Source organism: Actinomadura barringtoniae (assembly GCF_017573505.1).
Lineage (GTDB): Bacteria > Actinomycetota > Actinomycetes > Streptosporangiales > Streptosporangiaceae > Spirillospora > Spirillospora barringtoniae.
In genome coordinates this window covers 1-12,408 of sequence record NZ_JAGEOJ010000041.1, presented here as the reverse complement: position 1 = coordinate 12,408, position 12,408 = coordinate 1, and the positions used below count along the sequence as shown (strand labels likewise).

Genomic DNA, 12,408 nt, shown 5'->3' with positions numbered 1-12,408 from the left:
GAAGCCGGTCGATCACTCGATGACTTCCCACGGACACGGCCCGCTAACTACGTTTGTCGTTCGATGGTGGCACGGGCGGGCGCCGCTGCTCGCGCCACCATCATCCAAGCTCAGAGGCGCTTGATCCCAGAGATCAGCAGCCTCCAGTCGGTGGGGGAGAGGACCAGCTTGGGCCCGTCCGGGTCCTTGCTGTCCCGCACGCCGACGGCCGCGTTCAAACCGGCCACCTCAACGCATGTCGAGGTCTCGTCACCGCCGCTGTAGCTGCTCTTGCGCCAGCGACCGGACGAGAAGTCCAAGCTCATTACATGCCCTCCCGAACCTTACGGATCAGCTCCCTTGAGTCTGCCACCGTCATGGCAGCCGTGGTGATCCGATCGAAGATGATCGAGAGCTCCTTCACCTTCCTGTCGTTATCGAGAATGCGCTTGTTGTCCCCAGCGCACTCCAGGTAGGCGAGGTCTGGGCCTTTGGCGAACCCAAGGAGAATGAACGACCCGGTCGGGTAGACCTGTGCGCCGTCCGGCACGATGACGATGTTGATGTTGGGGTTCTGTGACAGGGCGTAGAGGTGGTCCAGCTGCCGTCGAGTGATCTCTCGCGAGCCCACGGTGCGTCGGATCACGTGCTCATCGATGGCCACGACCAGCCAGGGTGGCTCCTCGCGGTGAAGGATCTCCTGGCGCTCCATCCGATTGGCGATCAGACGCTCGAGTTTGTCGCCCTGGTTCTCGGCGCTCAGGATTACGCGTGCGGTCTCCTCGGTCTGGAGCAGTCCGGGAATCCACTGACTGTCGTAGCTCTTGACCGAGTCGGCGTGAGGCTCGACTTCTAGGTACTCCCAGAAATCGGAAGGCTGGCCGTCCTCCTTCACCATGTGGTCGTAGAGGCTCTCGAAGTACTCCTCCAGATTGAGGGCTGTGTCGATGCCCTTGGAGAGGCGTTCGGTGGGTGGGCGGCGGCAGTTCTCGACGTGGCCGATCAGCTTGCCGGAGACGATGACGGCTGGATGCGCGCCTAGCTGATCCTGGGTCATGCCCGCACGGGTGCGTTCGCGGGCGAGGGCTCGCGCGTAGAACGCCTGGATCGATTCCTTCGGGTCGAGGTCGGTCATGTGCATCGCCTCTGACGTGGGGCTACGGGGGGTGTAGTGCCGGGCCCTCATCTGGAGTGACAAAGGCATAGCCGAGAGTAATCTCCCGGGTCAACATTTGGTGGGTGAACGTCCGTGAAGAGGAATTCAGGCGCGAGGTGCTGGCCGTGCCGTCGTCGGCCGGGCTGCTGCGGGATCTCACCGAGGTGCAGCTCGCCAAATGGGGTGCCGGTGCGACGTTGATGGACGACGCCTTGTTGGTGGTGAGCGAACTGGCCACCAACAGCATCCGTGCCTGCCCTGGACATCTCATCGCGCTCGTTCTGCGAACGATCCCCGGCGCGCTCATCATCGAGGTGCACGACCCGTCGCAGGCGCCGCCGCGGCCGAGGCGGGCGAGCGTGGCGGACGACGGCGGGCGGGGGCTGGAGATCGTCGATCATCTGGCCGAGCTGTGGGGTACGCACTGGCCGGCCGGGGGCGGGAAGATCGTCTGGGCAAAGATGCCAGTAAATGCTGGTGAAGTAATTACCGACCGGTAACAAGCGAGGTTTCCGGACGGCCAATAGGGCCCGTCAGGAGAAACTTACGGGTGTTCCGTTCCGGCGGTCGCGTCGCGGAAGAGTTCAGCAGCCGGGATCTTGCGTTCGCTCAGCGGCGACATATTCGGGTGGGCGGGGGCTCGCACACGACCAAGACGGTTCGACCGGTGATCGGCCCTCGCGTGAACGTGGTGTTACTTACCTACCGGAGAGTATTTACAGCGGTATTTCATTGCCGTAGATCCATGGACTGACCGCACTTCCACACCTGGGCCCCCCGCGCCAGGAGAGGGTTTCCATGCCTATTCAGCACGTCATCGCGTATACCAAGCTCGCCGCGCGGTACACCTACGTCACCGCCGAGGCGGGCAACCAAGCCGACCGTGAGGCGGCCGCCTGCGCCGCCAAGCGCGTCATCCACGCGGCCTGTGCCGCGCAGATGCACGCCCTCGGCGTCGTCGACCTCGTACCGGACGACCCCGCCTCAACCCTCGAAGGCGTCGCGCGCATGCTCTCCGAGCTCGCGGCGGGCAGCGCATGGGGTGCCCGCGCCGTAGTCCAGGCGGTCGCGCACGAAGACTGCGGCCTGGCCACCTACCTCCTGAACGACGCCTACCAGGCGGCCACCGCCGCCATGGAGGCCGCCGACCGCGCCGAGGGCCAGATCACCGCTCCCAGTTCGTCCCTCTGCCGGGAGGCCGCCCAGCTGGCAATGGAACGCGCGATGGAACAAGCCTCCAACACCACCGGCCTGCACCTCGAAGAGCCGAGCATCTCCGTTCCCCCCGAAGTCCTCGCCGCCCGCCACTGAACGCAGGCCACGCGCCGAGCCGGTCGGACCGAACATCGATCCGACCGGCTCGTGAGATCAGGGTCAGCGCGTGAGACTGAGCTTGAGCGGATTGCCCGACCCGGGAAGGAACGCGTTCACCAGGAAGGTGAGCGGCCCGCAGTTCTCGAACGCGGGCAGCTCGTAGTCGCCGGACACCTCGGCGGAGTAGTCGTCCGAGGCCGACCCGGTCGCGTTGAACTGGACGGGCGCCGTCGTCCGGCAGTCCGTTCCTCCGCCGACCGGGATGCCGAACGCCGTGATCGAGGTCAGCCCGATGTTCATCGGCGAGCTGAGGCCGGCGGTCTTGCCGTTGAACGTGCCCGTCGTCCTGCCTGCCGGGCTGAACGCGAGGTCGGCGGTCGCGGGGATGAACCCGGCGATGGAGAAGTGGCCGGTGACCGGGTCCAGGCTCAGGTCTCCGGAGACCTCGCCGGTGGAGGCGTCGTACTCACTCTTCAACGAACCGGACAGGGCGATGGGCTCGCTTCCCCTCAGGGACGTCGTCCCCTTGACCCCGAAGTCCAGCTTCTTCGGTGGTGCCGGGGTGACCTGCACCTTTCCCAAAGTGAGGTCCTGGCCCGGATCGGGGTTGCATGGCGCCCAGTCCGTGATCAACCCAGGCAGACCATCGGGCGGCAAAGGAATCCAGTGGCCCGACAGCATTGACAGCACCAGCGGGCCGGTCTCGATCGTGACGTCACCCGGCTTGGTGAAGGTCGGCCCATTGGTCACGGCGGTGTAGGAAGCCGTGCGGGTTCCCGAACCCAGGAGGTCGGCCAAGACCAGAGGGTGGGGCGCGTCGGTGTATCTGAGTGGTCGGCGGCCTTGAGAATCGGTGATGGTGAGATTTCTCAGCGCCTCGGTGTCCTCAAGGTTCAGATCCTGGTTCTGCCGGAGCTCCGCTGCGAGGCTGTCGCTCACGGGCACGCGCGCGGTGAGGGTGCTGCCCGGCATCGGCTCCCCGGCCGGGACGCTCGCCGGGAAATCGGTGTCGTATTCGACCTTCACCTGCCTGTCGCCCACATTGGGAAACGCGCAGGTGAACGTGAACGACTTGGTCGTCGGCGCGGCTGAGACCGGTCCGGCGACCGGCAGTGCGCCCAGGGCGGCGACGGCGATGATTCCTGCTTGCTTCAACATGCGCCGATCTGAACACGGCGGCCGATTCCGAAGCTTGACAGCGGCAGACCAAGTAGGACGCGTCCCTTGTGGCGCGATGACAAGGCGTACAGAAAAACTCCGTACGTACGCATGAAGCTTCGCGAAGGTGATGAGTCGCACACTCATCGGACCCTGCGGTCTCCACCCCCGCCGCAGGGCCCGATGAGTGAAAGGCCCCCCGGTGAAGGCACAACTGAAGAAGTCGATTCAGGCTCTGTCCCTGGCCGCCGTCGTCGGCCTGTCCGGGGCCGCGGTCACGCCCCCGGCCCACGCCGCGCTGACCGTCCGCGTGGCGTCCGGCCCGTACGAGCGAGGGCCGGCCCCCACCGAGGCGAGCATCACCGCGGAGAAGGGCCCGTTCGCCATCGAGAAGATCGATGTGCCGCAGGGCAGCGGAACGGGCTTCAACAAGGGCACCATCTACGCCCCGACCGACACCAGCCAGGGAACGTTCGGCGCCATCGCCGTCTCGCCGGGCTTCGTCTCTCCGCAGGCGTGGATCGACTGGTACGGCCCGCGCCTCGCCTCCCAGGGCTTCGTCGTCATGACGCTGGAGACCAACACCCTCTTCGACGCCCCCGACGCCCGTGCAGAGCAACTCCTTGCGGCGGTGGACTATGTGGCCACCCAGAGCAAGGTGAAGGACCGCGTCGACCCGTCCCGCCTCGCCGTGATGGGCCACTCCATGGGTGGCGGCGGAACCCTGCGCGCCGCCCAGAACCGCCCCTCCCTGAAGGCCGACATCCCCCTCGCCCCCTGGCACCTGGACCAGGGCTGGCAGAACGTCAAGGTCCCCACCCTCATCATGGGCGCCGACAACGACTTCATCGCCGCCCCCTCCTTGCACGCCGAGCCGTTCTACAACAACCTCACCTCGGCTCCGGAAAAGGCGTACCTCAAGCTCAAGAACGCCGGGCACATGACGTTCGTCGCGCCGAACACCACCATCGCCAAGTACGCCATCGCGTGGATGAAGCGTTTCGTGGACAACGACACCCGCTACGAGCAGTTCCTGTGCCCGGCCCCCAAGCCGGACCAGAACATCGCCGAGTACCGCGACACCTGCCCAACAGGCTGATGCGCGCCCTGGGCCACGGCATCGTGGGCCTGGCCACCCTCACCGCCGTGGGCACCGCCCTGGCGGTGGGGGTGGCCGCCCCGCACCACGCGACGCATCACCACACCGCCGTCTTCGGCCGAGCCGGCCAGGGCCTGGACACCCACTCCGACGTAAAGATCCGCGGCATCGTCGTAGGCGGCATAGACAAGGTGACCCTCCGCCCGGACGGCAGGGTCCAAGTAGCACTCCACGTGGACCAGCCCATCCCCGCCTCATCCACGGCGACCATCGAGCCGGTCTCCATCTTCGGCCCCAAGGATCTGGTCCTGGACACCGGCACCAGCGGCGCGTTCCTCGCCGACGACGAGCCCATCGTCACCACCCACGACCCGGTGGAGCCCGCCGACCTGGCCCAGCCCGCCTACGACCTCACCTCGGCGGTCTCACCCCAGGACCTGGCGACCACCCTCCACACGTTCGCCCAAGGCCTGGACGGCCCCGCCCTCCACCGCACCCTGGGCAACACCGCCCAGCTGGTGGACGCCTTCCACGACGACCTGCCCTACATCAACGGGCTGACCCAGGACGTCCCCCTCCTGGCCGACGTCCTCGGCACCCGTTCCGACACCATCACCAGCGCCGTGCGGGACTTCAACAAACTCAACCCCGCCCTCAACGGCCGCCCCGACAACGTGAGCCGCCTCCTCGACGAGACCGGCCGCCTGGCCGACACCACCGCCACCGCCCTGCACGACCACGGCGACGACGTGGCGCACATCATCGACCGTGGTGGCCAGGCCGTAGCCGCCCTGAGCGCACGCTCCTACGACATCCCCACTCTCATCGACGGCCTCGCCAAACTCTTCAGCGGCCTGAACGACATCATCCGAGCCCCCGGCCCGAACGGCAGCCTGCTCGCCCAGACCAACGCCCCCTTCTCCATCAACCCTTGCGACCTGTTCATCGACATCCCCCTCTGCACCGGCAGCTGAAGCCGCCCTGGCTCAGTCCACGTCCTGCCACTTCGAGCAGGTGTCGTCGCCCGCGTCGTCCTCGCAGATCTGGAACTGTTCAACCGTGTAGTCCCCGTTGAATGTTTGGAGGCCGCACCCCTTCTTGCTGTTGTTGGGGTCGCCGTAGGCACGCTCCCGGTCGTTCATGACGAATCGCGCGTATACCTTGTTCCCGTCCTTCTCCCTGTCGCATACCGCCAGTTCGACCTGGTAGTAGCTGCCGCTGCTCGTGAAGCGCTTGGTCACCGCGGCGCGGTCCTTGCCTTGGTGGGCGTACACCGTCTTCGTCGGCCTCGGCTTCGCCGCGACGGAGGCCGACGCCACCCCCGAACCACCGGCGGCGAGGATCGCCGCCCCCGCCACGATGCCGACCTTGGTCGCGATTCCGATCATTTTCCTCTTCCCCTTTCCGTTGTGTACGTGGGGAATTGAATATCTCGTCTCGGCCGTCGGGCAACAGCCCTTTCAGCCACGGCTGAAAGGCCTCGCGCGGTCACGACAGCAACAAGGCCGTGTCGATCCCCAGGGGCGCGACGGCCTTCATCAGGTTCCACCTGCACAAGCGAGGCAGCTGCACGGGTGCCGGCTTCAAATAGGCGGCTGAGTGGCAAGCTCCCAGAGGAACGCGAACGGCCCGGGCGGTGGTGCTGCCCGGGCCGTTTCGGGGGTGGGGTGGGCTAGTTGCCCACCATCTTGTTGAAGCAGTCGGCCATCGCGGCCTGGGCCTTGGCCTTGTCGGTTCCCGCCGGCGGCTTCCATGACTTGACGTCGTTGGGGACGTTGAAGCCGTGCTTGCGCATGCAGAGGGCGAACGAGCTCACGACCTGCTTGGGCGCCTTGGTCATGCCGGGCTTCACCGGTGAGTTCGCGGGGAGCTGCTGCCCGCCGCCCGAGCCTCCGTTGCCCGACGTCGTTCCGCCTGAGGTGCTGGACGAGGAGCCCGTGGAGGGCGTCGCGGAGTCGGCGGCCGCCGGGGGCTGGGCGGTGTCGCTCTTGTCGTCGCCACCTCCGCCTCCGCAGGCCGTGAGGGTCAGGGCGGGAACGAGCAACAGCGCCGCCAGGTGGGGGCGTCGGAGTCTGCGTGTCACCTTCGGTCCTTCCGGTGGGGTGGGGGCGCGGTCGTTGCGCGAAAGTCATGGGAAGTACATTCATGATTGGGCGTGCGGTACGGCCAGGAATAGTCAAACGGCGCGCGGGTGCCGTGCCCGACTATCAATTTCCTACAGAGGCGGGCGGATCACGCCGTTCAGTAGTCGGCGGATGAGCGGAACGCGCGCTGATTTGTCATCGAGTGATATACGCGTCCGGCCACCGTGTCGGTGTGACTCGTGTCTGCTCAATTGAGTGAGTATCGCCGGGCGCCACTTCATCTTCAGTGTGATTTCGCGGGCGTGTCACGTTCATTACGGTCCAGGTCCGTAGCCCTGGATCGGATGAAGGTGAGGCTTGGTGAGCACCGCGACAGCGGTCGACGAGCGGGAGACGCCGGCGGGCAGGCCGTCGGTGCGCGACCGTCTCGCCGGGCTGCCCTGGGGCTGGATCGGCCCGCTGCTGGTGGCCGCCTTCGCTGGGCTGCTGGTGTTCAACCGGCTGGACGCGCCCCACACGATCATCTGGGACGAGACCTACTACGCCAAGGACTCGTACTCGCTGCTGCACTTCGGGGTGGAGCAGAACTGGAAGGACTTCCAGCAGGGCAACCCCGCCAACGGGTACTTCCTGTCCGGACGTCCCGAGATGGGCCTGCGGTATGGCGGAGCGTTCGTCGTTCATCCACCGCTGGGCAAATGGTTCATCGCGATCGGGATCGCGCTCTTCGGCACCGATCCGTTCGCCTTCAGGTTCATGTCCGCCATCGCCGGCGTGCTGTGCGTGCTCATCCTGGCGCGTATCGCGCGGAGGATGACCGGCTCGACGCTGCTGGGCTGCGCGGCCGGGCTGCTGATGGCCTTGGACGGGATCTGGCTGGTGGCCGGCCGCGTCGCCATGCTCGACATCTTCCTGCTGATGTGGATCCTCGCCGGCGTGGGCTGTCTCGTGGTCGACCGGGACAAGACACGGGAGGCCCTCGCGGCCAAGTCCGAGGGGAAGGGGCCAAGCGGTCCCTTCGTGTGGCACGGGTGGCGGATCGGCGCTGCTGTCTGCTTCGGGCTGGCATGCGGCACGAAGTGGTCGGGTGTCTACCCGCTGGCCTTCTTCTGGGCGCTGGCGCTGGTGTGGGACCGGAACGCGCGCAAGGCGGCGGGTGCGGCACGGCCTTCGCGCGACATGCTGAAGCTGGACATGCTCCCGTCGCTGGTGACGGTCGGCGCCGTGTCGGTCGTGACGTACGTGGCCACCTGGTGGGGCTGGCTCATCTCGGGGACCGGTCTGCAGAAGGCCCTCTACGGTGACGACCTTCCCGGCGGCCGGGCCATCGCCGGGTTTCAGCGTGACTGGGCCGACCACCACCCGAGCACCCTCTGGCCGACGTTCCTGAACCCGATCCGGTCGCTGTGGCACTACCACAAGGTGATCTTCGACTTTCACGAGAGTGTGACGAGTCCCAACCCGGGGCAGTCGTGGCCCTGGGACTGGCCGATCGTGAAAGAGCCGGCCCTGATGTACCACGCCAGGCCGGTCCCGGGACAGAACGGTTGCGGCGCGACCTGGTGCGTCAGTGAAGTGCTGGACCTCGGAAATCCGGCGATCTGGTGGGTCTCGATCGGGGCGATGCTCGCCCTGGTGCTGATGGCGTTCTTTGTGCGTGACTGGCGGATCGCTGTGACGGTCGGCGGTTATGCCGCGTGCTGGCTGCCGTGGTTCCCCTCGGGCTTCGCCGACCGAACGATGTATTCGAGTTACGCGCTGCCGATGCTCCCGTTCGCCGTCCTGGCGATCGTTCTGCTCTTCGACCGGCTCCGCACACGGTTCCGGGAGGAGGGGCGGACGCCCGGATGGTTGTCAGCCGGGGGAGTGGTCTATCTGTTGGTCGCCGCGTCGGCTCTTTGGTACTTCCACTCGATTCTCACGGCCAAGACCATCCCCGGGTCCGAGTACGAGGCCCGCCTGTGGTGGCACGGCCACCTGTGAAGTTCGTTCTTTGGAGAGGTGACCCCACTTGAGGTTCCTGGGTAAGGCGACGGCCATCGGGCTGAGCGCGTTCGTGGTCGGATCCATGTCCGGCGGTGGGGCCTCAGCGAGCTCGCAGGACGCCGACGTCAGCTTGACCTACGCCTGCCAGTTTCCGTCCGGGCCGCAACAGGTCGCGGTCCGGGTGCAGGGCACGTTCCCTTCGAACGCCGTGGTCGGCAAGCCGATCCAGCCGAGCCGGATCACCACCACGGTGACCATCCCCGAGGCGGGCGTCGCCGACGTGGGCGAGGCCGGCGGCGACTCCGTCGTGGGCACCGCGCAGCTGACGACGGCGGTGACCCAGAACGGCACGTCGAACGCGGCCAAGTGGTCCGGGCTGACCAGCGCGCCGACGGCGGTCCCGGCCGAGGGAAGCCTGCCGCTGTCCGCCAGGGGCACGGTGCCGGCGACGAAGACCGCCGCTGCCGGTGACCTGAGCTTCTCGGCCGGTGACCTCGCGCTGACGCTCAGCCCGAGCAAGGCGGGCGGCTCGAAGCTCGCCGTCGACTGCACCCCGGCGGCCCGGCAGGCGCGCGTCCTCGCCACCGTCCCGGTGTCCAAGCCCGGCTCGGCACAGAAGCCGAACGCGGTCCCCAAGGCCGAGCCCACCATTCCACCGGAATGCGGCAAGTGGGCCGGGCCGCCGAAGGAGACTCCCGATGGATGGATCGATTCGGGCTGTACGTACATGAGCGGATTCGCCAACGTGAAGAAGCTCAACGGGGCGACCGTCTTCAACGACGGATCGGCCGGGAAGCCCGCCTTGATCAATATCGTCTACGCCGTGCCCGGCGTCGGCGACAGCGAGGGCAGCATCCGACAGAAGCTGGTCGAACCGATCAAGTCGAAGTCGACCTTCCTGACGTTCGGCTTCATGCCCACCACCGCGGCGATGGAAATGATCCAGGCGCCGCTGGCCCCGGGCAAGGACTACGGAACCTACGAAGTCGCCACAGGAAACGTGGTGACCGCTCACATGAAGATGACGATCCGCATCACGGGCGCGAGTGCCAATGGCTCCGCGTTGAGCGTCGGTAAGCGGTGCCAAACACGGGTACCGGCCGACATCGTGCTCAAGGGGACAGTGAAAAGCGTCCTTGAGGAGGGAGTGCTCGAGGGCCCCCTCACAATTCCCTCCTTCAGCGGATGCGGTACTGGCGGTGACGACCTCAGCCGTCTCTTCAGCGCGTCCGTCTCCGGACCAGGAAATCTGATGAGAGTGAGCGTCGGGGCCACCTGCCTGCCGTCCATTCCCCAGGGCTGCCCGCCGGTCGTTCCCGTGCCGCAACGAACCGCCCCGGCGGCCGGGTAGCGAAAGGCTTGTCAACCGGTTACAAGCTCCGGTGAGAAACGCTCGTTTGGATTCTATTTATGCCCAGCACCCGCGTGTGAGACTGGCGGGTCCAAGAAGGAAAAGGAGTGATCGGCGTGGCGCAGCGTGATATGGATACCTGGCGTCGATGGATCTCCGAGAACCTGCTTCTCGGAAACCCGCCGGAAGCCATCAGCGCGGCGATGGCCGCGGATGGTGAGGTGACCGAGGAGGAGGCCAAGCGCGAGGTCGCCTCCGCTCTGGAGAGTCCCTATGTTCAGGGTGGGTCGCGCGTCGCCAACCGGCTGCGCAAGCGCGAATGGACGATGACGGTCTATGGCCGGCTCAGCCGGATGCGTCCGAACGGCTCCACCATCGAGCGGCGTGAGCGGCTCTCCAGGGACGAGTTCTACGAGCAGTACTACTACCAGAACCGGCCGGTCATCATCACGGGCATGCTCAAGGACTGGCCCGCGATGACCAGGTGGGACTTCGACTACCTGCGCGAGCGGTGCGGGGACCGCGAGGTCGAGGTGCAGTTCGGCCGCGAGTCCGATCCGGACTTCGAGATCAACGCGCCGGCGCACAAAGAGATGATGCTGTTCCGCGACTACGTCGACCTGGTCGAGAAGGCGGCGGCCGACGGAACGGGCACCAACGACTTCTACATGACGGCGAACAACGCCTCACGCAACCGCGAGGCGCTCGACATCCTGTGGGAGGACATCCACCCGATCTCGGAATACCTCGACGGCGACTCGGTCGACAAGGGCTTCTTCTGGATGGGGCCGCCCGGCACCAAGACCCCCTATCACCACGACCTGACCAACAACTTCATGGCACAGGTGATGGGCCGCAAGCTGGTGAAGATGGTCCCGCTCCACGACACCGCGTACGTGTACAACCACGTGCACTGCTATTCCGAGGTGGACGGCAGCGCACCGGACCACGAGCGTTTCCCCAACATGCAGAAGGCGCAGCTGCTCGAGTGCACGATCGGCCCGGGTGACGTGCTCTTCATCCCGATCGGCTGGTGGCACTACGTCGAGGGCCTCGACTCGGCCACCGTGACGATGAGCTACACCAACTTCCTGAAGTTCAACAACTTCGTGGACAACTACACCACTTATCAGCACCTCTGAGGGCCCCCCTCAAGAAATGCTTCCGCTCCTCGTAGTGGAAGCATTTTTTGTCCTTCATTCGCGGTGATGCTCACTCGATGACAACTTTCATCGAAGCATTGTTGCCGACTGCGCGAGCCGCCCGGAAGGGCCGCGAGATCTGCTGTGAGAGTGAGTGTCAGTAAGCCGAACTTTGTCAGCGGCACCCCAAGACGTCATATTGCCTTACGGGTAGTTTACAGATCCGAAACGTGCGAGATCCGGATCACAATGTGCGATCCGCCACCCCCTGCTGATCTCCGAGTTTCGAGGAGCCGACTACGTCTTCCGAGAGTGCCGAAGACGTGAACGACGGCCTTTCTGGAGGTGAGTTGACTCTCGGGGGATCAGAGGATCCCGGCAGTGCTCGTCCAGTGGCACTAGTTCTAGGCGTACTAGAAAGGCAGAAAGTGGAAAACAACAGCAAGCGGAAGCGGAGCAGGGCCAAGGGCCTGGCGATCGCCGCCATCGGCGGCCTCGGTGTCTCCCTTGCCGGCGCCATCGCCACCGCGGGCCCCGCCTCGGCGGACCCGATCAAGGTGGACGCGAACTTCAACTGCACCTACCCCCTCATCGGTGCGCAGCCCACGCCGATCACCATCGAGACCGACATCCCCAAGAGCATTCCGGTGGGGCAGCAGACGCCGCCGATCCACATCAAGGCGACCGCCCACCTGAGCGCGACCGTCACCAACGGTCTTCGCGCGGTCAAGGCGACCAAGCTCGAGGGCACGGCGACGTCCGACGAGATCGTCAGCGTCCCGGAAGACCCGAACCTGCCGGTCAGCATTGACGTCACCATGACCCCGATCGACGTCCCGGCGGCCGGTCAGGGCTTCGATCTGGTCACCGAGGGCGACGCTCCGACGCTCACCTTCAGCAAGGCCGGCCCCGGCAAGATCAGCCTCACCGGGCTGAGCCAGCACATCGACCCGAAGAAGGCGGACGGCACGTCCGTGTGGGCCGGTGGCAAGGACGTCGCGTGCACGATGCCCGACGGCCCCAAGGTCCTCACCGAGTTCCAGATCACCGCCATAGACGTGGCCGTCAGCGGCGCTGTCGGCGACGTTGCGGCGCGCGCACGCCACGGCCGCCGGATCGACGTCGGCGGCGTGCAGCTC

At 66.2% G+C, this 12,408-nt stretch carries 13 protein-coding genes; 8 read left to right on the top strand and 5 right to left on the bottom strand.

Annotated elements, in window-relative coordinates; all coding sequences use genetic code 11:
• Positions 1 to 110: 110 nt before the first annotated feature.
• Positions 111 to 305 carry a DUF397 domain-containing protein gene (locus tag J4573_RS52170; protein ID WP_208263939.1) on the bottom strand — a complete coding sequence of 65 codons (195 nt, stop codon included), beginning with the start codon at positions 303 to 305 and terminating at the stop codon, positions 111 to 113.
• A complete protein-coding gene (locus J4573_RS52165) occupies positions 305 to 1,114 on the bottom strand; it encodes a helix-turn-helix domain-containing protein (RefSeq protein ID WP_208263938.1) in 810 nt (269 codons plus the stop codon). Before J4573_RS52165 ends, J4573_RS52170 begins: the two co-directional genes overlap by 1 nt.
• Positions 1,115 to 1,218: 104 nt before the next feature.
• Between J4573_RS52165 and J4573_RS52160 the strand changes: the two genes are divergently transcribed.
• Both J4573_RS52160 and J4573_RS52155 read left to right on the top strand, forming a co-directional pair.
• Positions 1,219 to 1,635 carry an ATP-binding protein gene (locus J4573_RS52160; RefSeq protein ID WP_208263937.1) on the top strand — a complete coding sequence of 139 codons (417 nt, stop codon included), beginning with the start codon at positions 1,219 to 1,221 and terminating at the stop codon, positions 1,633 to 1,635.
• A 298-nt stretch (positions 1,636 to 1,933) separates the two neighbouring features.
• On the top strand, positions 1,934 to 2,446 hold the full coding sequence (locus J4573_RS52155) for a hypothetical protein (protein WP_208263936.1): 513 nt from the start codon (positions 1,934 to 1,936) through the stop codon (positions 2,444 to 2,446).
• A 63-nt stretch (positions 2,447 to 2,509) separates the two neighbouring features.
• Here the strand turns inward: J4573_RS52155 and J4573_RS52150 are convergent, their stop codons facing one another.
• On the bottom strand, positions 2,510 to 3,607 hold the full coding sequence (locus J4573_RS52150; protein ID WP_208263935.1) for a DUF6801 domain-containing protein: 1,098 nt from the start codon (positions 3,605 to 3,607) through the stop codon (positions 2,510 to 2,512).
• 202 nt (positions 3,608 to 3,809) lie between these two features.
• Here J4573_RS52150 and J4573_RS52145 point away from each other — a divergent pair, with 202 nt between their 5' ends.
• Positions 3,810 to 4,706: a dienelactone hydrolase family protein gene (locus tag J4573_RS52145; protein WP_208263934.1), complete on the top strand. Its 897-nt coding sequence runs from the start codon at positions 3,810 to 3,812 to the stop codon at positions 4,704 to 4,706.
• Positions 4,706 to 5,680 (top strand): MCE family protein, encoded by a 975-nt coding sequence (locus J4573_RS52140; protein WP_208263933.1) that lies wholly within the window; start codon positions 4,706 to 4,708, stop codon positions 5,678 to 5,680. The genes J4573_RS52145 and J4573_RS52140 overlap by 1 nt, the downstream gene beginning before the upstream one ends.
• Positions 5,681 to 5,692: 12 nt before the next feature.
• Here the strand turns inward: J4573_RS52140 and J4573_RS52135 are convergent, their stop codons facing one another.
• Positions 5,693 to 6,094: a hypothetical protein gene (locus J4573_RS52135; RefSeq protein ID WP_208263932.1), complete on the bottom strand. Its 402-nt coding sequence runs from the start codon at positions 6,092 to 6,094 to the stop codon at positions 5,693 to 5,695.
• A gap of 284 nt (positions 6,095 to 6,378) precedes the next feature.
• Positions 6,379 to 6,789, bottom strand: a complete 411-nt coding sequence (locus J4573_RS52130; RefSeq protein ID WP_208263931.1) for a hypothetical protein — start codon at positions 6,787 to 6,789, stop codon at positions 6,379 to 6,381.
• 361 nt (positions 6,790 to 7,150) lie between these two features.
• On the opposite strand from J4573_RS52130, the gene J4573_RS52125 reads away from it, so the two are divergent.
• The 4 genes from J4573_RS52125 to J4573_RS52110 form a co-directional block, all read left to right on the top strand.
• Entirely contained in the window at positions 7,151 to 8,773 is a 1,623-nt protein-coding gene (locus J4573_RS52125) for a dolichyl-phosphate-mannose--protein mannosyltransferase (RefSeq protein WP_208263930.1), read from the top strand.
• Positions 8,774 to 8,801: 28 nt separating this feature from the next.
• The gene (locus J4573_RS52120) at positions 8,802 to 10,127 is read left to right on the top strand and encodes a DUF6801 domain-containing protein (RefSeq protein ID WP_208263929.1); all 1,326 of its coding nucleotides are present in this window, start codon (positions 8,802 to 8,804) and stop codon (positions 10,125 to 10,127) included.
• Between the two features lie 116 nt (positions 10,128 to 10,243).
• Positions 10,244 to 11,269 (top strand): cupin-like domain-containing protein, encoded by a 1,026-nt coding sequence (locus J4573_RS52115; RefSeq protein ID WP_208263928.1) that lies wholly within the window; start codon positions 10,244 to 10,246, stop codon positions 11,267 to 11,269.
• Positions 11,270 to 11,697: 428 nt separating this feature from the next.
• A partial coding sequence (locus J4573_RS52110) for a DUF6801 domain-containing protein (protein ID WP_372443054.1) occupies positions 11,698 to 12,408 on the top strand: 711 nt, incomplete at its 3' end.